We start from the raw sequence: 24364 nt of genomic DNA, 5'->3' as shown, positions 1-24364 counted from the left end.
GCGGGGACAGCCAGCCGGCTAGAGCTCCGAATATCGCCGCCACAGCTTTGGTGGCCACCGCTCCCGCGATTACGTCATGTTCGTTCTTTGGCCGCAAACGCGTCATCCCGTCGGCGATCGAACCAGGGCCATCTCTAGGCCGAAGACCGGCTGGCTGACGCATCGCCAGCCTCGTGTTTCAGCTTCTCAAGTTGTGATCGGCAGATCCTTTCGATCCGAACAATGAGATCCGAAACCCGCCCTGAGAGCCAATGGAGTGCCTCCTCAGTGATCTCGAAATGCTGTGAGTAGCGCGCTTTCGCATACGCTTCGTTGATGACATTGAACCACGCCACAAAACGTTGTTGGTCGCGGGGCCACACGTCGGCTATCACCTGAGCCTGATCTTCTGCAAGGCTGCGGAGAAATTTGATGTTGTGTGATGCTGGACTGTAGTTCGTCAGAACGAGCAGAAGAAATGCGCAGGCCTGCTTGATCGCCTGATGGAAGAGAAAGGCCGCTTATTCCGCTTTCCCTCTTAGGATAAAGAATTCAGAATCTCAGCGAAAGTCTTCGCGTGTGATAGTCGATCATTAAAGTAATTCTCAGGAGCTCGAAATACCTCGCTTGGTCCGGCAGAGCCCGCCTCAGCAAGCGGATCACCCATCAAATTCATCCAGCACGATCCCGTCGCGACGAATGTCGACGAAGAAATACTGGCCTTCCCTCAGGGCCGTATTTACCTCCCTACGAGAGTGGACGATGAAGCTGACGGGGGTGTTGACCTCGCGCATCAGCCGGTCCGCCGCCGTCTGCCAATACCCCGCAAAGTCGGTCAGTTTGCGGTTGTTCACCACCACGAGCAGATCGCAATCGGAACGATATTCTTTCCGGGTATGCGGCTCGTCGACCCAGCCACCGCGGGCATAAGATCCGAAGAGAATGATCTTGAGAATGCGTCCACGCTTCTTGAAGTCGGCCGTGCCTCCTTTGAGGGCGCCCTCGAACTCTTCGAGGAGCAGTTCAACCGCCTTTCTGAGCTGTCGCTGCTTTGGCGGCGAGAGACAGGCACATGCGCCGCCCGGCCGAACGGATCGACCAGTCAGCGGCAAAATCTAACCGGCAACCTTCATCGGCATGTCAATGACAAGCTTCCGCGCTCCAGCAAGGCAGCGATCCTACTGTTCAAGGGCGATGAAACGAGCGCCACGTTCCTGCCTCTCTCCATCTACAGTGGAACCCGAAGGTGGCTTGGACCGATATCCTTGGGCCGGACCTGGCCTACCTTCTGAGAACCCACTGGGAGGGCGCGTTAGACCGCAACCCATCGCCTGGGACTCTCTCTCGTGCCTACTTGATAAGATGTTTGAGCCAGAGCCCAAACGCCTTGGATTGATGGGCCGCCTCGCCATTTCGTCTGTTCTGCCGGCAGGACGCCACGGCTTCATTGCTCAGGGGTATGGAAAAAATCGCTTGTGTTGCGGGGTACGTTCGGCTTTCATCAACGCCAAATTGGAAGCACAACAAGGCGTTACATTGCCGCCCTTGCGAATTGCCCAATTCGAAGAAATAGACGCAGCCGGAATGCCAGGTGGGAAAACTCTTGGTCGATCACAAAGACGGTCCGACCGAGGCACGAGACGACGTATATAAGATTGAGAAGGCGCGGCCTGGATCGGATCGCAAGCCGATCGTCATCGCCGAGGACGTCCGCAAAACCTATAGTTCCAGCGATGGCAGGTCACACCTGGCGCTTGCCGGAGTTACGGCCGAAATCGACCGTGGCAACGTGCTTGTCATCTTCGGGCCTTCTGGCTCCGGCAAGAGCACATTTCTTCGTACGCTCAATGCTCTGGAGACGATCGATTCCGGACGGATCGTTGTCGACGGCGTTTCGCTGACCGACCCTAAAGCCGATCTCAACAAGCTTCGCGCCGAAGTCGGCATGGTTTTCCAACTGTTCAATCTGTTCCAGCATCGCACGGCGCTCGACAATGTGATGCTGCCGCAAATGGTGGTGCGCCGCCGACCAAGGGCGGAAGCGCTACGGCGGTCGCACGAGTTGCTCGAAAAGGTCGGCATCGGCGATCGGGCAAGCCACTATCCCAGCCAGTTGTCGGGCGGGCAGCAGCAGCGCGTGGCCATTGCCCGTGCACTCGCAATGGACCCGAAGGTTATGCTGTTCGACGAGCCGACCTCGGCACTCGATCCGGAGACCGTCAAAGGCATCCTCGATCTGATGAAGGTTCTCGCTTGCGAAGGCATGACGATGGCGGTCGTTACCCACGAAATGGGGTTTGCGCGCGAGATCGCTGATCGGATGCTGTTCATGGAAAACGGGTTGATCGTCGAGGAGGGCACCCCGCAGCAGATATTTGACGCCCCCCGGCAGGAGCGAACAAAGGCGTTCCTCGAACAGATACTATAATCGGTGACGTGGAATCATGATCAACCACCACCGCAACCAGGGAGAGACATATGATAAACCGATTTACATCCAAATTGGCATGGGTGGCCGCCAGCTTGGCCGTGATGATGGCGGCCTGGTTCACGGTCGTCAGCGTCGCGCAAGCCGACGAAATGGACGATATCCTGAAGCGGGGCGAACTGATCGTGGCTGTACAGACGCAAGGGCCGCCGGTCAGCTTCGTCGACAAGAACGGTGTACGCACCGGCCTTGCCGTCGAGATCGCCAAGCAGATGGCAGCAGATCTCGGCGTCAAGATCACATTCCAGGATTACGATTGGAAAGGCCTGATCCCGGCGCTTCTGGCCGGCAAGGCCGACATGATCGCTGGTGACATGACGCCGACGCCGCAACGCGCTTCGCAGCTTCTGTTCTCGCGGCCGATGTTCTTCAACGACACGATTGCGTTCGCCGCCAAGGATTCGCAGTTCAAGACCTGGCAGGATCTCAACAAGGAAGGCGTGACGGTCGCCGCTCTGCAGGGCAGCACCTATGCCGATGCCGTGACCAAGTATCTGCCGAAAGCAACACTGAAGGTCTTTGCCGGGGGCGGCCCCGCGGTGGCCCAGACGCTCACCATGGGGCGGGTTGATGCCATGGTCGGCGGACAGGACTACAACTCTTACGTCCGCCAGTTCGGCAATCTGAAGCCGCTCGGCGGCACCATGACGCGCGAGCCGCTGGCCTTTGCCACCCGGCCGAATGCCTTTCACCTCAAGATGTGGCTGGACAACTACGTCGAGCTGAAAACGGCCGACAACTCGCTGCAGGGCCTGCTTGACTACTGGTGGACGTCGGACGCCTGGGAGAAGGACCACAAATAACGGCACTCTTCTGGATCGGTACGGCCAACACTCGCCGCGCCGATCCATTGCCTCCTGGCCCGAGGCTAACGACCGATTGGCCAAACGATCCAAAGCGCCTGAGGCTCTCAAAGCAGAAACCGGATGAACTGGGTCCTAGACTTCTACAATTTCCGTATCGTGGAGCAGTATCTCGGGCAGTTCGCCGAAGGTCTTGCAAACACGCTTGTGGCGGCGGCCGCCAGCCTTGTCCTTGCCGTGATACTCGGCACGATGCTGGCGCTTTGCCGCATGTCCAGGCGCGCTATCCTGTGGCGTCCTGCGGCCGGTTACGTTGCCTTCATTCTGGCAACCCCGCTGCTGGTACAGATCTATCTTATCTATTACGGCCTGCCGATCCTGGTTCCGGCGACGAGGCGCTGGAGCGAACTGGTGCTTGGCATCATGGCGCTTTCGCTGCACAACGCGGCCTATATGAGCGAGATCGTGCGCGGCGGCATCGGGTCGGTTCCACGCGGGCAGATCGAGGGTGGCAAGGCGGTCGGCATGTCCTATCTCCAGCGCCTTCGCTACATCGTGCTGCCCCAGGCGTTCGCCAACACACTGCCACCCCTGCTGGGCCAGACCGCCGTGCTGATCAAGGACACTTCGCTCCTTTCGATCATCGCGGTATTCGATTTCCTCAGCGCAGGCCTCCTCCTCAACAGCGAAAGGGTGCGGCCGAACGAGAGCTTCCTCACCATCGCCGCCGGATATCTGGCCATCTACGCCGTGATGCTGGGGCTGTCATGGGCGGTTAAGCGCTGGCTCGCCGGCCCCGCCTGGAATGCGGGGCGATAGAATGCAGCACTATCTCGATGTTGTGATCGCGATCCTGCCGTTTCTGTGGATCGGCTTTGTACAAACATTCTGGATTTCCCTTGTCGCCATCGTCGCCGGCTCGCTGTTGGGCTCCGTGATCGGCGTGTTGAGGAGCCAGCGCATCGTGGGATTCTATCAGTTTTTCGGCCTATACATCCATGTTCTTCGCGGCACGCCATTCCTGGTTCAGCTCTACGTCTTCTACTTCGTGCTCCCAAACACTGGCGTCGAAGCGCTGCGGTGGAGTTCCGAGATGGCTGCGTTCGTCACGCTGTCGATCTATACGTCGAGCTACGTCGCCGAGATCGTGATGGCGTCGATCGATGCGGTCCCAAAGGGTCAGTGGGAGGCGGCCACCGCGCTGGGTTTCAAACGCATCCCCATCCTCGTTCTCGTCGTGTTGCCTCAGGCTCTCAAATTAACTGTGCCGCCGATGAGCGGTGTCTATGTCAACATCATCAAGAACACGGCCATCCTGTCGGTCATCGGGATTTCGGAACTAACGCGTCAAGGCGAGATCTCGATCATGCGGTTTCCCAGCGACGTGCTGTTTGTCTACGGAGTGATCGCGCTGATATATTTCATCTATTGTTATCCGGTGCTGCGCTTCACACGCTGGACGGAGCGCAGGGTGGGCGCCACCCGTTTCATCAACCTCGATTGAGCCTGCGTGGCCGGCGGAGCCGCATGACTGCCTATGTCGATACCTATTACAAGCGCACACTATCCTCGGACGCGGCCTACCCGGCTCTGTCCGGCCGGCATGACGTTGATGTGTGCATCGTCGGTGGCGGCCTTGCCGGGCTGACGACCGCCCTCGAGCTGGCGCGCCGCGGCCACGCGGTCACGGTAGCGGAGGCGCGCCGGGTCGCCTGGGGCGCGTCGGGAAGGAATGGAGGCTTCGTTTCCCCGGGCTGGGCAGCACGCGCCGACCAGATCAGGAGGCTCGTCGGGATCGATCACGCCAAGGCGTTGTTTCGGCTGTCGATGGAAGGGGTCTCCATGGTGGTCGAAGCGATCCGGGACTTGGGCATTGCCGACGCCAATGTCAGGGCCGGCATTCTGCGCGTGTCGCGTTACGAGAACGAGGCCGCTCTCAAGATCCAGCGCGATGAGCAGGAGGCGGAGTTCGGCCGCAAGTTGCGCCTGCTTTCACGCGACGAAGTGCGAAGCCTTCTGGTGTCGAAGAAGTACCATGAAGGGCTTCTCGACGAGGGCTCGTTCCATTTTCATCCGCTGAACTACGCCCGCGCTTTGGCGCGAGAAATTGTCCGCCTCGGTGGATCAGTCCACGAGGATACGCCGATCGTGTCGGCGGACCTAGCTAGTGCGGAGAAACGGCTCCGGACGCCGGCGGGCGAGGTGCGGGCAAGAACCGTTGTTCTTGCCGGCGGCGGCTATACAGACAGCATTGCGCCGTCATTGCGCCGTTCCTTCCTGCCGATCGCCACCTACGTCGTGCTGAGCGAACTGGCGCCCGAACTGATCGCCGGCGCAATTCGGACACAGGCCGGCGTAAGCGATGGGCGCCGGGCAGGGGATTACTATCGGGTTGTCGACGGCATGCTGCTGTGGGGCGGCCGCATCACAACACGCACCACCGATCCGCGCGACATCGCAGCCGTGATCCGCCACGAGATGGTCACCACCTATCCGCAACTGGAAGGCCTGAAAGTCGAGGCGGCATGGTCAGGGCTGATGGCCTATGCGCGGCATCTGATGCCCCTGATCGGGCCGGTGATGCCGAATGTATGGTCTTGCACCGCGTTTGGCGGCCATGGCCTCAACACGACGGCGATCGGCGCTCGGGTGGTCGCCGAGGCGATTTCAGGCGATAGCGACCGTTATCGCCTGTTCGAGCCCTTCGGCTTCCTGTGGAATGGCGGGCCGTTCGGTACCGCGGCGGTGCAACTGACTTATTGGGCCTATCAGGGCATGGATTTCCTGCGCGAATGGCGTTCGGCGCGAGCCTGAGCCATTTTCAGAATCGATCCGGCGCGTAAGGTGCCGGATCAATGAAAGCTGGGCTACCCGTCACCAGCTCTGCGACGAGCCGCCCTGTCGAACCGCCCCCGATCATGCCTGTATGCCCGTGGCCGGCGGCAACGAATAGAGAGCCATGTCCCGGCACCCGGCCGATCGCTGGCACGCTGTCCGGCAGCGAAGGACGATAGCCCATCCACATCGTCGGCTCGCCGCCCTTCAGTTCGGGGAACAGGGCTCGTGCATGGGTGAGCAGGATCTCGGACCGCCGCTCGTCGGGCGGTGCTTCCAGGCCGGCAATCTCTACCGTTCCGGCCAGCCGTAGCCCGTGCTCCATCGGGGTGAGCGCGAAACCCCGGTCCTTCATCTGTACCGGCATAGGCAGTTCGATCGACGGCGATGGCAGCATCAGATGATAGCCGCGCTCGGTCTCCAGCGGCAGGCTGAAGCCAAGGGGTTCGAGCAGCCGGTTCGACCAGGCGCCAGCAGCAACTACCACCGAGTCCGCCTTGCGGTTGGCTGTGTTAGTCATCAGCATGTAGCCGCCGGCCTCGCGCGGGATGATTTTCAGCACGCGCTCCGCCGCAAAAACGCCGCCACCCCGCCGTACCCCATCGGCGATGGCGGTGACCAATCGGAGCGGATTGATCGTATGCGCGTTATCCGGGTATAGCAGGCCGCGCCTGGCGATAGCCGAGATGCCGGGCAGCAGCCGCTCCAGATCCTGGCGCGACAACGGCTCCGTCACAACGCCCTGCCGCGCATTAATGCCGGCGGTGATGCGGTCGGACAGGCCGCGCGTCTCGCTCTCCCAGACCTGGATGCCGCCCACCTTGCGGATCAGATCATCGAACATCGGACCGCCGATCAGATCACGATAGCAGTCAAGGTTGTCGCGATGCAGTATAGCGAGGGCGTCGGCCGCCTTGTTGACGCGGTCCATCCTGCCGGCGCGTATCCACCTGAGCAGCCATGGCACGGCCGTCAAGGCATAGCCTGGCCTCAAGACCAACGGTCCTAGCGGGTCGGCGAGCCAGCCCGGCACTTGCCGCAACATTCCAGGGATGGCGACTGGCACGTTGCAATCGTGCCTGACCATGCCGGCATTGCCAAAAGACGTCGCGCTGCCCGCGGGCAGAGGGTCGACGACGATTACCTCGAGCCCTGCGCGGCGCAGATAAAGAGCCGCGCTGACGCCGACGATGCCAGCGCCGATAACAGCTACCGCCCTGACCGGATTCAGCATTTTTTCACCCCTCACGCAGTTGACCGGCCGTGAATGCAGGAATGTCAGGCCGGCGTCGATTGGCTTTGCAGCCACCCATTTTACCTGGCATCGCTAACGTCGAAGCAAGTGTCCCTTTCCGAATGCACGCTAGGCGGCAAGATTCAAGGCGGCTGAGGCCCGCCCAGCTTCAGCCTGCCAATGCCGTGCGGAGTCAAACGGCCCTGGCTCGTCCTAGGGGATTAAATCCCTACAACAGAGCGGAGGCAGCCGGTACTGGCTCCTCCTACAGGACTGGGGCAGTCAATGGGCCGAGCGCAGGCATCACATCGTCTCGGCACCACCAACTTCGACACGCCGCGTCTTGCCGAGATCCTGGCGGCAGGCCGTCCCCACCAGCAAAGGTCATGGGACCAGGTCATACCGCCGCCTGTCATTTCGCGGGCGAAGTAAGCCTCGCTGTCACCCAACACTAACGGTGCCGAGCCCTGTCAATCCCCCGTTGCTGACATATGCTGAGACATATGTCGGCGGTTAACTCAGCTAGTTCGGCAGAGCGGGTATCGGATTCCTCGGTCATTGGTGGTCCTGAGGTGCTCCCCGTCTTTGGATCGCCCCGGGCCGGAACTTCCGGGGTGTCTGGCTCAGGTGGCGGAAGCCGCCGATGAGCCTTTCATGAGCGATATCGGCGGCTTGTTGCCGATCGCGCTAATGGCAGCTTACCGCTGAGCGTTCCCCAGAACCGGACTGTCGGGAATGGCCCCAAAGCTGTCGCGGGTGGTTCTACAATTCGGCGTGAAGGATTCGCACGGGCTCGATGAGTCAATGGATGGTACATAGTATCGATGAGGTGGCGGCTGTGGCGAGTTCTGAAGCGCAATATCGACGATAGGCTTTCCATCCGCTGCTGGTCTTCGGTCGCGGGCTCGCTAATTCATTCCTTAGAACGATATTCCGTACCGGACGCGGAACCAATTCCACGCGCAAAAGTTAGGAAGCGCTTACGGGGACTCTGCTATGCTCCTTGCCTTGGACGACGCCATCTCGTCGGCTGTTTTGGCCGGCAGAGGGAGAGATGCGGAAATCTTTGGTGTAATCGATCTCACCACCAAAACCGAAGCCAGGTACGTCACCCTCAGCTTGGGACACGCAATTCAATTTGTCGCTAACGCGTCGGTGCTGGGCTACGATGTGCGCGGTGCGATGGTCCTCTATGGATTGCCAGGAAAGCCTAGCCTGAGGAAATGGGACTGCGACCGGCTATGGGCACAATACGGCGGCGCCTTGCTCCAACCATAGATTTCCAACCAGAGTCCGTTTCGCTTTTGACTAAAGGCCGAGTTGCTCCCGGCTCCGTGCCGATGGCCGCCGATCGCAGTCCACCGGGCCGCTGAACAACATCCGAGCCTCACCGCGTCCCACGTCCCTGCCGAGCTTGAAGGCGGCGTAGACCGCGCCGATGGTGATCAGAAATCTAAACATGCGCTCGTTCTCCGGTTTGGAAGGAGAGGAACCGCCAACGGCTGCGTTTGGTTCCGGCGTGTCATACAAAGCGGAAACCCGCGCCCCTCGGCAAGGACGCGGGCCGGTGTTTCCACCTTTTCTGCGACCGTTTGAGGGGGACGATCGCAGACCTCCGCTTAACAGCCGGAAGCAGTTCTGGGTACTTGAAGCCAGGATAGGATGACGGCGTGGTGTGCCGGATGGAGCGTCGGTTCCCGGCTCGCCAGTCCAAAAAGCTGCCGGTCCGATCACGTGAAGAGTTTCGGGCGCCGGCAGGCGTACGAAAGTCCCCGAGGAAGGAACCCGCGGGCCACAGGCGACGGCTATGGAGATTTCGATTTGCGGCTGATGTCGGCAATGGCTGAGACCTCGCCCAAGAGGGCGGAGATGGATACCGACAGGCCGCTTCGATGCGCCTCGAGGCGATGTTGTCGGCCCGGGACGCGGCTGGCCACGGCTCTGTCGGCGTTGATGATCACCATGGACAGGCGTGGATCCGGTGCCGGAGGCTGGGCGCCTACGACATGAGACAGGATCATGCCATGCCGGGTCATGGGGCGGTCTCCCGGTTCGTCGTCCGTGCACCCGGCGGCCCGCGCGGCTGCCTCCATCGTTTGAAGGTCTCGATGATGATCATGCGGCCGCCACAGCAGGGGCATGGCGGGCGAAAGTCGTCCGGTTCGTCCGTGGTGTCGTCATCGGACGGTGCGGCGACGTTCAGGAGGTCACGAGCAAGCGCGAGGCTGGCCTTGCGAGCGGAGCCGGCAAGCAGGCCGTAATGCCGTATGCGGTGGAATCCCTTTGGCAAGACATGGAGCAGGAAGCGGCGGATGAACTCGTCGGCTGCAAGCGTCATCACCTGCTGCCGATCTGTTCCGTCGCGGCGGTAGTCCTTGTAGCGGAAGGTGACGCCGGTCTCGTCGAAGGCGATCAGCCGACGGTTCGAGATTGCCACGCGGTGGGTGTAGCGTGACAGATAGGCGAGCATCGCCTCCGGTCCGGCGAAGGGCGCCTTGGAATAGACGACCCAGCGCTTCTTCCGGACAGGAGCAAGGTGACGCAGGAATGCTCGTCGGTCGGATAGACGCTCCAGCGATCCGAAGAAGGCGAGCCGCCCGGCCTCGTGCAGTGCGACCAGGCGGGTTAGACCCGTCGGAACAGCATGCCGAGCACGCGCACCGGAAGCAGGAAGCCCGGTCGCGACGAGATCCAGCGGCTCGCGTCAGGCGCGATGCCGCCGCCTGGCATGATCATGTGCACGTGCGGATGGTGCGTTATCGCCGAACCCCCGGTGTGGAGCACGGCTGTGATGCCGATGCGCGCGCCGAGGTGCTTGGGATCGGCGGCAATCGTCAGCATCGTCTCCGACGCCGCCTTGAACAGCAGGTCGCAGACGTTCTGGAGCGCGATGTCGGCGACCTCGGCGGGCAGCGTGAACACGACGTGGAAGTAGCCGACCGGCAGGAGGTCCGCCTCGCGCTCGGCCAGCCACGCTCGCGCCGCCGCGCCCTGGCACTTGGGGCAGTGCCGGTTGCGGCAGAAGCTATGGGGAGAGCGGCGTGGGCGTGAAATGGTGCCTCCGTTGTTCAATGAAACGGATGGATATGCCCCATGAACCAAGTAAGTGACCTGAGCCGTTCCCTTGCTCCCTTTGATCAAAATGCCACTCTGACGGTAGTCGTTGAACTGAGCGAGGCCAGCTGGCTCGTAGCTGGGTTGATTCCCGGAATTGAGCGCCAACCCGTAAAGAAGCAGGAGCCGGATCCGGTCGCGCTGCTGCGGCTGCTGGAGCGCTGGCGGTTGGAGGCAATGAACGCAGGCAAGACGATTGGACAGATTGCCCTCGCCTTTGAGGCGGGACGGGACGGCTTTTGGCTGGCGCGGTGGCTGCAGGCTCGCGACATCGCAGTGCATGTCGTCCATTCGACGAGCGTCGCCGTGTCACGCGAGCATCGTCGAGCGAAGACCGATCGACTGGACACGGCGATGCTTATGCGTGTGTTCGTGGGATGGCTGCGTGGCGAGCGCGGACACTGCCGGATGGTCGCTATCCCAACGCTCGAGCAAGAGGACGCCAAGCGTCCGAGCCGTGAACGGGAAGGCCTGGTCGGCGAGCGCACACGGATCATCAACCGAATGAAGGCCACTTTGGCCCGGCTCGGCATCCGCGGGTTCAAACCGGCGTTGCGCAAGGCGCCGCAACGGCTCGCCGCTTTACGTACACCTGAGGGTGTGCCGATTCCACCGAACACGCTTGACGAGATCCGACGTGACATGGATCGGCTCGCTGTAGTGCGCGAACAGATCAATGCGATCGAAATGGCCCGCCTCGCGCGCCTGGAAAAAGCGCCGGCGGCAGGGCCACACGCTATGGTGCGCCTGTTGGCCCGCATCGTCGGCGTGGGAATGGAAACTGCAGACATGTTGGTTCAGGAGGTGTTGTCCCGAAACCTTCGAGACCGGCGAGCCGTGGCCCGTTACGTTGGCCTCACGGGTTCGCCCGACGAGAGTGGCAAGAGACGACGGGAGAGAGGATTGGCCAAGGCGGGCAATGCCCGCGCGCGTCGCGGGCTGATCCAACTTGCCTGGCGGTTCTTGAGATTCCAGAGCGACAGCGCGCTTGCGCAATGGTACCGATCGCGGACTGGTGGCCCGAAGGGTGCGCGCAAGACAACAATGATCGTCGCACTCGCCCGCAAGCTGCTCATCGCGCTTTGGCGCATGGTCACCATCGGCGAAATCCCGGCGGGCGTCGCGCTGCGGCAGACGATCTGAATACGCGACATGGTCGTCACGCGACGGATCGACTGTCGCGACGAGTCTACGCGTAGCGATTCGAGGTGGCGGTGACCCGAACAACTCCATGGCTCCAATGCCGTCGGCAGAATGGGCCCGCCGCCTCGGAGCCTTGCTGCCGAAGCCATTGACTGCTTCATGGTCGGGATCCCCTGCGGATCCAACCGAATACAAGGTCGCGGCGCGATGCTTTGCGCCCCAAGGCAGGCTCCCCTCGAATTGCTCGCCCTGTTCCCGATCCGGGTTCACGCCCGCCTCACTCTCGTGGTCGACCGCCCCGCTTTTTGGCCCAGGCGCCGGCTGTCGAGAAACTCAAGGAAAAGATTGCTGAGAGCCGCACTAATCTAAGGACTTGACAGAAAAATCCCCATACAAGGAGTTGTAGGCGATGCGCCACTGGCCGCAGTCCTCGCAGGCCTCGACGTGTCCGCCAAGCGCCGCGGTGCGGCAGTGCTCGATCGCCGACATGGCCTTGAGCTGGGCGAGGCTCAGATGCCTGGCATGGGCGGCCCGGTAGGCGGGCCCGGCAGCGCGGAGGATGTCGGCGACCTCGATCGAGGCGCACACGGCTCAGCTGTCGGGCGAGATCTCTTCCGGTTTGAACAGGCCAAGCTTATCGAGCGGGCTCGTCACCGTGCGCACCGTGCGGGTGGCAACCTTGGTGTAGAAGGCGGTGCTATTGAGCTTGGCGTGCCCGAGCAGGACCTGGATGATCCGGATGTCCGTGCCGTCCTCCAGCAGGTGGGTGGCGAAGCTGTGACGCAGCGTGTGCGGTCCGACCCGCTTGGCGGCCACCGCTCCCGCGATTACGTCATGTTCGTTCTCCTGTCGTTATTGGAATGTATTGCCTGCTCTTGTTATCGTGCACGGCCCAACTCGTGCCACGGCTTACACGCGCCTGCGGGATGATTTCCGGAAGTGACCGCTTCGAACTTCAACTGATCACCCATCGTGGGTTGACATTCGGGGCTCGCTCGCCATGCTGCAATGCAGCATGAATAGTAGCCCTACTGAGTCATCGCGCATCGAATGTCTGGATGGCCTTCGCGCCGCCGCCGCATTGTGGGTTCTGATCGGACACTGCCTGCTTTTGACCGGCTGGCATCTTCCGGTGCTTGGCGACCCTGCGCTGGGCGTCGATCTCTTCATCATGCTGTCCGGCTTCCTGATGGTGTTCCACTATCAGTTGCGCCGCGACAACGAGGCCTGGGAAAGGCCCGGAACGTGGCTGAAGTTCTGGACACGGCGCTATTTCCGCATTGCCCCGCTGTTCTACGTCATGCTGTTCCTCGCGCTGGCGCTGGGGCCTTATCTCTATGAGTCGCGAATGGTCATCGACGCCTTCCTGGGCCGTTCGCCACAGGCGCCCGAGCGCTTCCTCGACGGCAGCCTGAAGAACATTGTCGCCCACCTGACATTCCTGTTCGGCCTTTCCCCGAACTTCGCCTACCGGACGCCGCTGCCCGATTGGAGTCTGGGGCTGGAAATGCAGTTTTACGCGGCGTTCCCGGCGCTCATGCTTTTGGCGCGGCGTTTCGGCTGGGTCAGGAGCGCCCTAGTCGTGGCGGCGCTTGGCGCCCTGGCGGTGATGATCCTCAAGTCGATGTCGGTCCATTTCCCGATGCCGTCCTTCCTGCCGCTGAAGATCCAGGTCTTTCTGTGCGGCATGCTTCTGGCGGGCGTCCTGGGGCAGAGCCAACCGCGGCCGCTGCTGCATCTGGCCATGGCCATGGCGCTCGCGGCCATCCCCTTCGGCGATGGATACGGCGTTTCGAAGTTCCTGATACGCGAGGCGATGGTGCTCGGGTTCTTTGCCCTCGTGCTCTATCGGATGCTGCCCGGCGCGCTGGGCGCCGTAGCGCGAAAAGTCGCCGTCGCTTTGGGCGGAGGCGTCTTTCATGTGCTCGGCGAACTGTCCTACAGCATTTATCTGATCCACCTTCTCATTCTGCAGCCCGTCGCGGCCTTCGTCATCACCCGTTATGGCGACGGTTTCGGCGCGCCGCTGCGCTTCGCCGTCGTGCTGGCGATCGTGCTGCCGGTTGTCTGGCTTTTGTCATTCGTGACCTACAGGCTCATCGAGATGCCCGGGCAGCAACTCGGCCGCGTGGTCTTGCGCCGGTTCGCACGAAAGAAGCCGGTGCTTGAGCCAAGTCCCGCCGGGTAGCATCAGCAACGTTGCACATCGATGGTCCGGCGAACTGTCCGATCCCCGCCGATACGGCAAGACCTCGGCTAGAACTGCGTCACCCCCTCGCGTGCGCGGCGCAGTGAAAGCAGTTGCCGCAGCAGCGTCCGGACATTCTTGTCGTAGACGTAGTGCGCGAACGCAGCGACCGCGATGACGAGAATGGATGTTCCCGCGATGAATGGCAGGCCGTGCTGGTTCCACAAGGTTCCGGTGAGGGATTCGTCCAGGATGTTCACGATCCTGATCAGCGGCGTGTGAAGCGCATAGATGGCGTAGGAGATATTGCCGGAGAACAGGGCGAATGCGCGCCAAAAGCCAGATAGCCGCAAGCGGGAAGCCGTAAGAACAAGCCATGGCCAGACCAGCACTATGATAGCCAGATCGTACAACTGCTCGTGTCCGGTCGGGCGGAAGATCATCAGTCCCGCGCAAAGCGCAAGCAGCACCGGCATGTAAAGATTGCCATCCCCGCTGTCGCCGGTCGCATATCGCCGCAGATAAACGCCGAGGAAGAAGGAAAAGGTGATCCGGGCGGGAGCAGCGATCGTGCCGTCCCAATGGGCGCCACCGCCCAGGCCGACGCCGTGCCAAGCCAGGAGCGCCAGCGCCAGGAAACCAAGGCTGAAGATAGCAGCCAGCGAGCGGCGAGCAAGCTTTAGGGCCAGCGCGGCGAAGACTGCGTTGGCGACCAGTTCATAGAAGAGCGACCATGCCGGACCATTCAGCGGGAAAAGTATATCTGGGCCAACGGAGAGCGACGGTGGCGTGGGCAGGAAAAGGAGGGAAAACCCAAAGCTCGCCAGCAAATCCAGCCGCGAATAGGCGCCTAGACCCTGCGTTGCGACGACCGCGCCCACGCCGACCATGAAGACACCAATGGCCGCCAAATATAGCGGATAAAGCCTGAGGATGCGGGCCTCCGCGAATTCCCAGAAAGACATCCCTTTCCGGAACTTCTCGTCGTAGGCGTGGGCAATCACAAAGCCGCTCAGCAGGAAAAACAGGTCGACGGCGAGAAAGCCCGACGGCGCCAGGTCAAGATGCCGCGCTGTAAGCTCGCTGAAATGACCAAGCATCACCAGAACGGCAGCGATGCCTCTTAAGCCGTGCAAGGCGTCGAAGTGGGTTGTCTCAGGTCTCAAACCGATCTCCGGTTATCCGAACCCGCCAACGTCGCCCAATTCATCTACGCATTGATTGCTGCGTCGCACAAGAACCTTTTTTGCGGCGCACGCTACTGGTATGCATCCACCACGGTTCCTGGTCCGCGGGAACGGGAGGTCACCTTCTCCCCGTAACGAGATCCGCTAGCGGGGAGAAGGAAGACCGACACGATCAGTAATCGCCGCGATAATACCGGTCGTCGCAGGGCGCGGTATAGATTTGGCCGTAGCGGTCCTGGTAGCGGCAGAGCTGGCGGCCGCGCGGTTCCTGCGGGGTGGTGGCGCTCCCGACGACGGCGCCGAGGAGCGCGCCGCTCGCTGCGCCGATCACGGTGCTCTTTGTGTTGCCGCCGATCGCCTGGCCGACAAGCGCGCCGCCGGCACCGCCGATCAGCGCGCCTGTGGTTGCCCGCTGCTGGCCTTCGGTCTGCGTTTCGCAGCCGGCAAGTGCCGCGGCCATCATCACCGCCAGAATAGCCTTCTTGATAATCATCACTAGAACTCCTCTGAAGCCCCAGGGACTGACGACGGGGGCGAACGGAGCTGAACTGCGGTCGTATTGCGGCGGAACGGCGGCGGAGCTCGCTCACGAACTGAATCAGGGTTTCTCGGCGGTTGAACACGATGGTTGCCAAAAGGGAAAGTTGGCTTGGCGAGGGTAAATGGCCGCGGTCAGTCGATCTTTAAGCGAACCAAGATGGCAGCGTGGCGGCCGACGCCTGGGAAGTTGGGAAAGGAAACACCAAAATCGCTGGCCTCATCCTTGTGGATCCGACAGGTCGTACCTGACCGGCAGGTCGAAATCGCGAACGTGATGATTGCCCTGGAGAGTGAAGCTTGACACGGCTCGGGTCTTCGTAATCCTCACGTCGCCATCGCAGCTTGCCGATCCTTCACGCCCGCAGCAGCAATTTCCAGAGATCGAGGCGTGCAATTGACCACCATGGAGAGCGAGTTGGCCGATCTAAGCCGCAAGTTCCGGCAGGCGGAGGAACAGGGCGGCATTTGGAATCTCGAGCTGATAGCCGCTAAGGGCTATATTCTCCAACTCTTGGAGAGCGCCAAAGTGGTGAGGTATCTTGCCCATTGATGTTGGGATTGCCCAGCACAGTTCAAGAAGGCGCGGCTTATCCGACTACATCGATCCAGGCGGGTGCGTGATCGCTGGGCTTTTGCCAGGCACGGGTTTCGACATCGACGCCTGCGGCCAGAATGCTCTTCGCGAGCGACGGACTTACGACCAGATGATCCATCCGCAGGCCGGAGCTTCGGTCGTAGCCGCCGCGATAGGAGAAGTTCCAGTAGGTGTATATGCCTTTGCCTGGGTGGATCCGGCGCATCGCATCCACCCAGCCCAGGTCTAGCATGCTGGCATACGCTTTCCTGCTCTCGGGGAAGAAGACCGCATCTCCCAACCAGCGCCGAGGGACCACGGCATCGATTTCGGTGGGGACGACGTTGTAGTCGCCACAAAGGACTGCGCGTTCGCTCAGCAGAGATTTGCTGTAGGTGACGAGACGGTCGAACCAACGAAGCTTGTAATCGAACTTGGGCCCCGGCGCCGGATTGCCGTTCGGCAGGTAGATGCATCCGACGACGAGGCCGTCGATATCCGCCTCGAGATAGCGGCTGTGCGTATCATCGGGATCACCCGGCAAACCGCGGCGGCGCTCGACCGGATCCTTTCCACGCGTGAGTATTGCCACGCCATTGTAGGATTTCTGGCCGTGCCAGATTGCGCCGAAGCCGGCATCTCGAATTGCCTCGATCGGAAATTTGTCATCCGACGTTTTCAGTTCCTGGAGGCAGACCACGTCATAATCAGTCTCGCCAAGCCACTTCAGCAGCACCGGCAAGCGGCCGTTGATGCCATTGACGTTGAAGGTCGCGATCCGCGTCAAGGCTTCCCTCCCCTGCCGGGCAGAAAAGGCCCCGTCGAGAGGTCGACGGGCCGCATATGTTAGAGCGGTGTGGTTCGGCGAACGCGCTCGCGTTCAGCCTCGATGTCGTCATAGGGCTCTGCGGCGGCGTCGAACCCTGTCCATCCGCCGGACTCGTAAGCAATACGCCGCTCGTCAAGATTGACGGAACGCTCGCCACGCAGGATCCGTTCGGCTTCGCCGGCAAGCCGATCATCCACTCTGGCAGTCACGAGACTGCCGCCGCGGCGCACGCCCTCGGCATAAACGTGTGCATCACGTTCCGAAACGCCGGATTCGGTGAGCGCGCCGACGATGCCACCTGCTGCTCCGCCGACCACGGCGCCGCCGACCGCGCCGACGGCCGTAGCCGCGAGCCAGCCGGCCGCCACGACTGGCCCGACACCAGGGATCGCCATGATTCCGAGCCCGGTTAGGAGCCCGCCCGCGCCGCCGACAAGCGCGCCCAGGCCCGCGCCGGCGGCGGCATCTTCGCCGGCTTCCGAGGTCTCATCCTGCCGATACCAATTGTCGGAATTGTTGGCCACGATGCTGATATCGTCTCGCGGCACGCCGATCGCTTCGAGTTTGCTTACTGCGTCGGAGGCGTCCTGATAGTCATCGAAGAGTCCGGTGACAGTCGTCATGTTTCACTCCATCGTCTGAGTTCGGTTATTGAGCGCCGGCAACCACGTTGCCTTTGAAATCGAGCGCGACAGCTACCTGCTTTCCGTCTTTGTCGGCGGTGCCGCGCCAGATTCCCTGGTCGTCTTTCGTCAGCGCGCTGACGTTCGAGAAGCCGGCATTCTGAATGCGCGACTTCGCCTGCGCTTCGGTAAAGCTGTTCGCTCCCGGAACCGGGGCGGATGCATTCTGGTCTGTGGCTGTCGCAGCAGGCGCGGTGCTGGTGGTGGCGGTATTGTCGGTTTTGCCGGAGGCGATCTTGTCGATCATCTCCTGGTGCATCTTGAGCGTCGGCAGCGTCTGCTGCGCAAATGTCTTGAGATCGGCGTTGTCGCCACTGGCTGCATAGTCCTGGAACAGCTTGACCGCGTCGGCATGCGCGTCTTGCTGCATCTTCACGTAGGACTGGTCGGCCGATCCGTTCGCCGATTTCAGCGCCTCGAGATCGTTTTTGTGCTTCGCGTCCGTTTCGGCCGGGACCTGCAGTTTCTGTTCGCCGGCGATCGACTGCAGCTTGGCGTTGGCCGCGCCGTGATCTGTTATCATTTTCTGCGCGAAGTCATTGACGGCTTGGTCTTTCGCCTTGCCCTGGACGATCTTGCTGGACTCGACCTCGAAGATCCCGCCTGCGGCGGCCTTGTTGACGAAATCCTGCGCCTTTTCGGCGCTGAACGCCGGATGGGCAAAACTCAAGGCGGCGGCCGTGCAGAGCGCGGCCGATAGCAAATGAGATTTCATAGATAATGTCCTCTAACGCACTGAATTGTGCTTGGAGGCAAACAGAGGGGCGCAGCGTTTGTTCCAACGATTCGATATGGCTCAGAACTTCACACCGAGGCCGACGCGGAAATCATGCGTCTGTGCGGTGTGCTGGAGCACGCAACCGCCGCCGCAGTATTCGAACGTCTTCTTTCCAAAGAACGAGAAATCTTACTCGCCACGAAGGAACACGTCGTGGGTAAGGGGGACGTCAACGGCGGCGCCGACAATCCCGCCCACTGCCGTTCCGTTCCGCATAGCCGATCGCATTGGCCTTCAACTGTGACGCGGTGACACCCGCCGTCAGGTAGGGGAGGATCCCGCCCATCTCCATGCCGACTCGCCCTTTGACCGAGCCGAACAGGCAGAGAGATTCATCAACATTACCTGGGCCGGGCACGTCGTGGAAGTGGCCTTTCTTGAACCGATAGGCGAGTTCGCCTTCGACGCCATAGACGATGTTGCCCGATTGGAAATTGTAGCCGGCGAAACCGCCGATCGTTGGCGAACCCACGTTGTGGGTCATATCTGCGCCGATATTGGGCTCACGGATCTTGGAGTGCTCAAGGGTGCCAGCACCGAACGCCCCAGCATAGAACCCTTGCCAGGTCCATTCGGTTGTCGCACCCGGTTCCAGGATGTCGGCTGCGATCACCGGGCCGCAGAAGGCAAGGGCAAAGCAGAAGCAAATTTCATGTCTTCCCCGCAGACAATCTTACGTTGAGTCGCATTCTGCCATAGGGCGCGGGATTGCTGTTGCGAAAAGATCACAAACGGCGCCGTTCTGCGCGCTGGTCACTGGATCGATATGGATGGACTCTTGCGCTGACTGTGACCCGCAATGTCAGGTCTTCGGCGGCCCGCAGCGCCCTTTCAGCACCGCGATTTCAGTCTCGTGGTCGCGGCGGACATCGACGCCACCGGCACGCCGATGAGGAAGACGCCAAGTGCGTCGCCGTTCGCTGCCTTGTTCTGCTGGTTTGTCAGAGTCGCCGTGCGCTCTTTGTCGGCTTGCGTGCAGGGCCAGCATTCGGCACGCCTGCTATTTTGTCCGGTGGCGTCGCGCAGCCAGCAATGCAAACGAAAGCAGCGATGGTCAAAGAAAACCGCTTCATAGTGCCCCCCAAAAAAACAAACCCGCTGCCAAAGTTGCTTAGCCTGGCGCCAATGGCAAGCCGCCAAACTCGGATTCGACAACAAAATGCAAATGAAGCATTATGCCAGCCGGTGTCGGGGGATACCTCTGTGGATTTACGATCGTATTTTGCCGCAGCGAGTGCGGTGCTGTTGTCGGGCTGTGCTGCCGACTATTTGAACAATTACGATACGATGACGCTTGCGTCCGGCGATGCAAACAACACCAATTCGCTTTCGCAAACGGTCGCTTCGGGGCCATGAAGTTTGGCGTCCGCAAACCAGGCATCAAGCGCAGCCTAGCAGCTCGGACCTCCGTCAAGCGGATGGTGAGGCAGCAGCTTGGCCTGAAGGCGCCGCGAGGCCTGGGCTGGATTTCCAATCCCAAACGAGCGGCTTACAACAACGGTCAGCTTCTGGGAGTTCCTCAAAAAACTGTTGAACCTCAAATGAGACGCGCTGGCGCAAGGCGTTTTCAGGACGGGCCGAGGGCGAGATTCCCGCTGCGTCTCGTGCTCGTGACGGTCGCCGCGGTTTCCGCCCTGGTCACGCAATTCCTCATGCACAACAGCGGTCCGCTGCCGGAAGTCAGCCTGCAAAACATCATCAAGCCGAGGCCGGCGGCGACGATCGCCGGCGTCGCCTCTGTGATCGACGGCGACACGATCGAGATCCACGGGCGGCGTGTGCGCTTCAACGGCATCGACGCGCCGGAGAGCCGGCAATATTGCGACGACGCGAAAGGCTTCGAATATCCCTGCGGCCGCCGCTCCGCCGAAGCTCTGGACAAATTCCTGGCGGCCTCCAGGCCGGTGCAATGCGCATTCGTGGCATGGGACCGCTATGGGCGCTTTGTCGGCAACTGCACGCGCGCCGACGGGGCTGACGTGGCCGCCTGGATGGTCGGGCAGGGGCAAGCGCTGGACTGGCCGAAATACAGCAACGGCGCCTATGCAGCGCCACAGGCCAGGGCGCAGGCGGCAAAGCTCGGCCTATGGGTGGGCAACTTCCAGGCGCCCTGGGATTGGCGGGCACAGCACAACCACGTGCAGGCACCGTCGGCACCAACCTTCGCGCTCGGCAGCGGCAACGCCGGCTGCAACATCAAGGGCAACATTTCGGCGGAAGGCGAGCGGATTTATCACGTGCCGGGCCAAAAATATTACGGCGTCACCGTCATCAACCTAGCCAAGGGCGAGAGGTGGTTCTGCTCGGAAGCCGAAGCCGTAGCGGCAGGTTGGCGGAAATTCAAGCTCTAAGAAGGTCCCTCACGGCCGCCAGCAAGATCACCCTCCAGTGTCGACGTGCTCCACATCGAGGAAGTGCTCGACCGCGACTTGGCTGCGTCTGGCGAGGAAAGGACGCTTCGAGGCAGCGTACAGATGCCTGATCCCGTTGAACCTTGGAGGCCCGGGCAAGTTGAACGTCCCGCGCAAAGCACAAGCTTCCGGCACGCCGCAATTTGTGGTCCGCGGCCGGCAGCATGGTCGGCTTCTAGGTCACGCAAACAGGTTGCAACCTCCGGCATCTCGGTACGCAGGCTCCTTGAAACCCGTCGCTCCGGAAACCGCCAACTGCTGCCATCACAGCGATCACTAGAGGCATAATGATGCCGTGAGCGCCCTGACTCCGGTAACCGATCTGCGAACCGCGGTGTTGAAACACTGCGGCGATACCACGCTCAACAAGGCGCATGCCGATTTCTGCGCCATGGCCAAGAAGATAGATGGCTAACTTGTTCTGACGAGGAAGGCGGACCATCGTCTGCCTTTGATGCATACCCACAGGCTCGCTGAAACTCGTCGGGCAAGCCCCCAACAACTGGCTCAAGCCCGACGAGCTGCCGGCCCGGGAAGGTACCGGCAACATCTTCAGGCAAGGTGGTGCCAGCTTTTTCGGTTCGAAACGAGACAACATGAGTTCCCGTCGGCATCGAGTGGTGGCACAATCCGATGCAGGGCCGAAGCATTCTTTGATTCGATGGCCTCCCGCGCTCGGTAACCGACAGCTCGCGCCCGCCCCCAACCCCGGCCGTCGGTTACCAGCATTCTTGGTCCCTGCACACTTTCCGGTCGCCTGGCTGTGATTATGGCATTTGAGGCGCGTCCCCATTTGATTTTCAAACGCGCGTGCTCGAAGAAAGCGTGCCAGACCACCTGCCGCGCGTCCCGCTCACCCACCATCTGGCAGCACCGGGGGGCGGTAGAAATACTCACTTTCGTGCGCGCAGATCTTGCCGTTGGGATGAGGTTCGAATGGACCGAGCTCCAAAAGCTTCGTCACGTCGCCTTGTCCATCAGGGGCGTCTGCCGCTTTGCGGCGCCTGGCTCATCACCAGCCTGAGCGTCTCGGCGTTTACCGTCACTGAGATCCCCAGGTTGACTGTGACCTTGCCGGCTTCCTCCGTCCACCTAAGTCACATCTCCAATCTGCTCGATTTCCTGGCCGTGCTTCACCTTAGACGTGCGGTCCACGATAGAACACTCCGGCGCTTCGCAGAGCTCTATCATGTCGAGGATGACATCTGCGGCCAGCCGGCAGACGCGCGCTATTGGCCGGGTCCCGTGATCTTTTGCCGCTGAGGTCTGATCGCTTCCAACAGTTCGCGCTCGTTGGTGCGAGCATTGCGAAAGACGGTCACAACCATCTCTGCCAAAATTTCAGCTTTCGGGGATCGAGGGGTTCATCCGCGCAGACTTGATTAAACAGTCGTTCGCAAACAGCCAGATCAAGAGGGCTAAGACAGGTGCCGTTGAAACGCTGACGCAGCATGTGATCGAACCTTTCAGGGGAGTGCCGCCCGTGCTTTGCGGCGGGCTGGTATCACTGAGGCTTGAGCGATGCCGTTTACAGCTTTCTAGAAGTTACTCCCTACTCGGCGATTGCGTTGTCAATAATCCCAAAATCTGCGCGCACTCGCGAGACCTATATTGCCCAACTGTCATCAGCTGGTAATAGTCTTGCCGTTTACTTTCCGGTATACCAAAGCCGCGCCGAAATTCAGCCGCCTCCTTTGGAGTTCGAGTGCAGCCAAGCTTGCTGGCGCTGACTTTCAAGCTCGCCAGTGAGCACCCAAGTTTTTCCGCAATTTCTTTCAATGGTTCGTTATTGACGTATCCATCAAGAATTATCTTGCGGCGAGCTTCTCCTTTGATCTTCTCGTTCATTTCGTGGTCTCCTCAACGTCGCTTTCACGATGTCGGAATCTATAGGCACCACTCTGAATTCTGTCGTTAGCCCCGCATCCAGAAACTTGTCTCGGGATGCATTTCTTATTGTAACTCAGCGTGATCGACGATCCGGCCGACAGGCTTGCCAGATACCTGGAATACACCACATGATTGCGGGGGGCATGGGCATACCGGAATCGGATATGGCACCACGCGCGATGGACGCTAACAAGCAGGACGAGGCGCATATTAGGCAGTCGCCGGAGCGCGAGCGACGTCGTTGGCCCCGCGACGTTCAATCTGACAGCGCGGCTCCGCCAACGGCGCCGGCGCTGGTGCCACTGTCCTTTTCAACGCTTGACCTGGCGCCGAAGGACCAATTTCCCGCTTGGCAGGCGCATGTGGCACCGCTTGTCGAGCTCAGGTTGCCGGATAACAAATCGCTGGACGATGGCTTCCCGGCCGTCCACACGGCCTGGAATCTTGGTGGAATGCTGATCGTTGAACAGCGGACGCCGGCGCACAGTTATGTCCGTTCCGCCGCAAAACTTCGCTCCAGCTCGATCGATCACTGGTATGTCGTCTTGCCACATAATGGCCGGTCATGGACGGAGGTCGATCGCCGCGTTGCGGAGGGACAACCGGGTAAACTTGAGATCAGGTCGCTGGGCTACCCGTTTCGCGGCAGGACAACGGATTCGGAAAGTCTCATTCTCTATTTGCCGCGGGATTTGTTTGCCGATGCGGCGGCAACCCTCGATCGGAACAACAATTCAATTCTTTCCGGCAACTTTGCTAACCTTTTGATCGACTACATTGACAGCATCGTAACAAGACTGCGCAGTCTCACCGCGGACGACCTGCCCCGCATCGTAAACGCCACACGCAGCATGATCATTGCGTGCCTCGCGCCTCTGGCAGAAAACGCGGCTGCGGCCGAACAACTGGCGAGTGTCGCGCTAATGGAACGGGCGCGTCGATACGTCCAAAACAACCTGGACGCGGCTCGTTTGACGCCGGATTCAATGTGTCGGGCGCTCGGGGTTTCCCGATCTCGTCTCTATCAGTTGTTCGAGCCGAGCGGTGGAGTGCTCCATTACATTCAAAGTCGCCGACTTATGGCTGCCCATGTTGCGCTCAGCGATCCGGCGGACAGCCGGCGCATCGTTCAAATTGCGGAAGCCTTCGGCTTCAGTTCAGCAGCAAATTTCAGCCGAGCGTTCAGCAAGGAGTTCGGTTATAGCCCTCGCGAAGGGCGCAGGACGACAGTGTTGCCGCGCCCCGCCCACTTTGTTTCGCTTGGCGAGCATGAGAAGGCCTCCTCTTTTGAAGGATGGCTCAAGGCGCTTGGAAGCTGAGCACAAGCGCGGCGCTGCTTGAGATCGGCGACATTCCATCAGAATGCCTCGTGGGGTTCTGCTGGATGCCGAGCGGCAATCCCCCTCACGGCAAGAGACTGCGTGGGCTGTCGGCAACCAAATGGCAATAGCCCTGGGCGAGAGATGCCGCCCCGATATCGAGATATGTACGCCCGGATAAGAATTTGGATGCGCAGCTAACGACAACGCGACGTTATTCGTAGATGTTCGCGATGACTTTAGCGGGGGGCTCGGCACAGGCGGCAGGTTTCCAAGTTGGGGGGAATATCGCACCGCCTGTGCCGACCGCGCCGCCGCTATCCGTCAAAGGTGGTGGCGTAATCGAATTAGCGTGCCGAGGCGGGGGGG

Annotated in this window: 22 protein-coding genes and 4 pseudogenes; 12 read left to right on the top strand and 14 right to left on the bottom strand. The window is 60.9% G+C overall.

What is annotated here, in order from left to right; genetic code table 11:
- Window positions 1-134: 134 nt before the first annotated feature.
- Window positions 135-1085, bottom strand: a pseudogene (locus tag P9272_RS28645) (nucleotidyltransferase and HEPN domain-containing protein).
- A gap of 584 nt (window positions 1086-1669) precedes the next feature.
- Here P9272_RS28645 and P9272_RS28640 point away from each other — a divergent pair.
- From P9272_RS28640 to P9272_RS28620, 5 genes are all read left to right on the top strand, one after another.
- A complete protein-coding gene (locus P9272_RS28640; RefSeq protein WP_347404072.1) occupies window positions 1670-2407 on the top strand; it encodes an amino acid ABC transporter ATP-binding protein in 738 nt (245 codons plus the stop codon).
- A gap of 50 nt (window positions 2408-2457) precedes the next feature.
- Entirely contained in the window at window positions 2458-3270 is an 813-nt protein-coding gene (locus tag P9272_RS28635) for a transporter substrate-binding domain-containing protein (RefSeq protein WP_278163125.1), read from the top strand.
- A 123-nt stretch (window positions 3271-3393) separates the two neighbouring features.
- The gene (locus tag P9272_RS28630) at window positions 3394-4089 is read left to right on the top strand and encodes an amino acid ABC transporter permease (protein ID WP_278163124.1); all 696 of its coding nucleotides are present in this window, start codon (window positions 3394-3396) and stop codon (window positions 4087-4089) included.
- A gap of 1 nt (window position 4090) precedes the next feature.
- Window positions 4091-4774: an amino acid ABC transporter permease gene (locus P9272_RS28625; protein WP_278163123.1), complete on the top strand. Its 684-nt coding sequence runs from the start codon at window positions 4091-4093 to the stop codon at window positions 4772-4774.
- A gap of 23 nt (window positions 4775-4797) precedes the next feature.
- A complete protein-coding gene (locus tag P9272_RS28620) occupies window positions 4798-6084 on the top strand; it encodes an FAD-binding oxidoreductase (RefSeq protein WP_278163122.1) in 1287 nt (428 codons plus the stop codon).
- 7 nt (window positions 6085-6091) lie between these two features.
- Here P9272_RS28620 and P9272_RS28615 read toward each other — a convergent pair whose 3' ends face one another.
- Entirely contained in the window at window positions 6092-7414 is a 1323-nt protein-coding gene (locus tag P9272_RS28615; protein WP_278163121.1) for an FAD-binding oxidoreductase, read from the bottom strand.
- A 933-nt stretch (window positions 7415-8347) separates the two neighbouring features.
- On the opposite strand from P9272_RS28615, the gene P9272_RS28610 reads away from it, so the two are divergent.
- Window positions 8348-8617, top strand: coding sequence for a hypothetical protein (locus P9272_RS28610; protein ID WP_278163120.1), 270 nt, complete (start codon window positions 8348-8350; stop codon window positions 8615-8617).
- A gap of 30 nt (window positions 8618-8647) precedes the next feature.
- On the opposite strand, the gene P9272_RS28605 is transcribed toward P9272_RS28610, so the two are convergent.
- The 3 genes and pseudogenes from P9272_RS28605 to P9272_RS28595 all read right to left on the bottom strand — a co-directional run.
- Window positions 8648-8800: a hypothetical protein gene (locus P9272_RS28605; protein ID WP_278163119.1), complete on the bottom strand. Its 153-nt coding sequence runs from the start codon at window positions 8798-8800 to the stop codon at window positions 8648-8650.
- A gap of 344 nt (window positions 8801-9144) precedes the next feature.
- Window positions 9145-9375, bottom strand: a complete 231-nt coding sequence (locus P9272_RS28600; protein WP_278163118.1) for a hypothetical protein — start codon at window positions 9373-9375, stop codon at window positions 9145-9147.
- Window positions 9372-10366, bottom strand: a pseudogene (locus P9272_RS28595) (IS91 family transposase); the annotation flags it as partial. The pseudogene P9272_RS28595 and the gene P9272_RS28600, both read right to left, overlap by 4 nt.
- Before the next feature lie 66 nt (window positions 10367-10432).
- On the opposite strand from P9272_RS28595, the gene P9272_RS28590 reads away from it, so the two are divergent.
- Complete coding sequence (locus P9272_RS28590; protein ID WP_278163117.1) at window positions 10433-11596, top strand: IS110 family transposase; 1164 nt, start codon at window positions 10433-10435, stop codon at window positions 11594-11596.
- 396 nt (window positions 11597-11992) lie between these two features.
- On the opposite strand, the pseudogene P9272_RS28585 reads toward P9272_RS28590, so the two are convergent.
- A pseudogene (locus P9272_RS28585) lies at window positions 11993-12184 on the bottom strand (transposase zinc-binding domain-containing protein); the annotation flags it as partial.
- 3 nt (window positions 12185-12187) lie between these two features.
- Window positions 12188-12406: pseudogene (locus P9272_RS28580) on the bottom strand (tyrosine-type recombinase/integrase); the annotation flags it as partial.
- 205 nt (window positions 12407-12611) lie between these two features.
- Between P9272_RS28580 and P9272_RS28575 the strand changes: the two are divergent.
- Window positions 12612-13784: an acyltransferase gene (locus P9272_RS28575; protein ID WP_278163116.1), complete on the top strand. Its 1173-nt coding sequence runs from the start codon at window positions 12612-12614 to the stop codon at window positions 13782-13784.
- Between the two features lie 68 nt (window positions 13785-13852).
- Here P9272_RS28575 and P9272_RS28570 read toward each other — a convergent pair whose 3' ends face one another.
- Window positions 13853-14920, bottom strand: a complete 1068-nt coding sequence (locus P9272_RS28570) for an acyltransferase (RefSeq protein WP_278163147.1) — start codon at window positions 14918-14920, stop codon at window positions 13853-13855.
- A gap of 223 nt (window positions 14921-15143) precedes the next feature.
- Window positions 15144-15464 carry a YMGG-like glycine zipper-containing protein gene (locus P9272_RS28565; RefSeq protein ID WP_278163115.1) on the bottom strand — a complete coding sequence of 107 codons (321 nt, stop codon included), beginning with the start codon at window positions 15462-15464 and terminating at the stop codon, window positions 15144-15146.
- A 435-nt stretch (window positions 15465-15899) separates the two neighbouring features.
- On the opposite strand from P9272_RS28565, the gene P9272_RS28560 reads away from it, so the two are divergent.
- Window positions 15900-16061, top strand: coding sequence for a hypothetical protein (locus P9272_RS28560; RefSeq protein WP_278163114.1), 162 nt, complete (start codon window positions 15900-15902; stop codon window positions 16059-16061).
- 37 nt (window positions 16062-16098) lie between these two features.
- Here the strand turns inward: P9272_RS28560 and xth are convergent, their stop codons facing one another.
- The 4 genes from xth to P9272_RS28540 all read right to left on the bottom strand — a co-directional run bounded on the left by xth (window position 16099) and on the right by P9272_RS28540 (window position 18988).
- Complete coding sequence (gene xth, locus P9272_RS28555; RefSeq protein ID WP_278163113.1) at window positions 16099-16872, bottom strand: exodeoxyribonuclease III; 774 nt, start codon at window positions 16870-16872, stop codon at window positions 16099-16101.
- A 59-nt stretch (window positions 16873-16931) separates the two neighbouring features.
- The gene (locus P9272_RS28550; protein ID WP_278163112.1) at window positions 16932-17537 is read right to left on the bottom strand and encodes a general stress protein; all 606 of its coding nucleotides are present in this window, start codon (window positions 17535-17537) and stop codon (window positions 16932-16934) included.
- A 25-nt stretch (window positions 17538-17562) separates the two neighbouring features.
- Window positions 17563-18312 carry a DUF4142 domain-containing protein gene (locus tag P9272_RS28545; protein WP_278163111.1) on the bottom strand — a complete coding sequence of 250 codons (750 nt, stop codon included), beginning with the start codon at window positions 18310-18312 and terminating at the stop codon, window positions 17563-17565.
- A 232-nt stretch (window positions 18313-18544) separates the two neighbouring features.
- Window positions 18545-18988 (bottom strand): outer membrane beta-barrel protein, encoded by a 444-nt coding sequence (locus tag P9272_RS28540; protein ID WP_278163110.1) that lies wholly within the window; start codon window positions 18986-18988, stop codon window positions 18545-18547.
- 95 nt (window positions 18989-19083) lie between these two features.
- Here P9272_RS28540 and P9272_RS28535 point away from each other — a divergent pair, with 95 nt between their 5' ends.
- Both P9272_RS28535 and P9272_RS28530 read left to right on the top strand, forming a co-directional pair.
- Entirely contained in the window at window positions 19084-19731 is a 648-nt protein-coding gene (locus P9272_RS28535; RefSeq protein WP_278163109.1) for a hypothetical protein, read from the top strand.
- 185 nt (window positions 19732-19916) lie between these two features.
- On the top strand, window positions 19917-20726 hold the full coding sequence (locus tag P9272_RS28530) for a thermonuclease family protein (protein ID WP_278163108.1): 810 nt from the start codon (window positions 19917-19919) through the stop codon (window positions 20724-20726).
- A 1605-nt stretch (window positions 20727-22331) separates the two neighbouring features.
- Here P9272_RS28530 and P9272_RS28525 read toward each other — a convergent pair.
- On the bottom strand, window positions 22332-22634 hold the full coding sequence (locus P9272_RS28525; protein ID WP_278163107.1) for a hypothetical protein: 303 nt from the start codon (window positions 22632-22634) through the stop codon (window positions 22332-22334).
- A 206-nt stretch (window positions 22635-22840) separates the two neighbouring features.
- Here P9272_RS28525 and P9272_RS28520 point away from each other — a divergent pair, with 206 nt between their 5' ends.
- Window positions 22841-23995 carry a helix-turn-helix domain-containing protein gene (locus P9272_RS28520; RefSeq protein ID WP_278163106.1) on the top strand — a complete coding sequence of 385 codons (1155 nt, stop codon included), beginning with the start codon at window positions 22841-22843 and terminating at the stop codon, window positions 23993-23995.
- Window positions 23996-24364: the final 369 nt, after the last annotated feature.

It is taken from the genome of Mesorhizobium sp. WSM4976 (assembly GCF_029625685.1).
In the GTDB taxonomy this organism is placed as follows: domain Bacteria; phylum Pseudomonadota; class Alphaproteobacteria; order Rhizobiales; family Rhizobiaceae; genus Mesorhizobium.
Note: the sequence above shows the minus strand (reverse complement) of the source record. Positions and strands in the feature narration are given on the sequence as shown.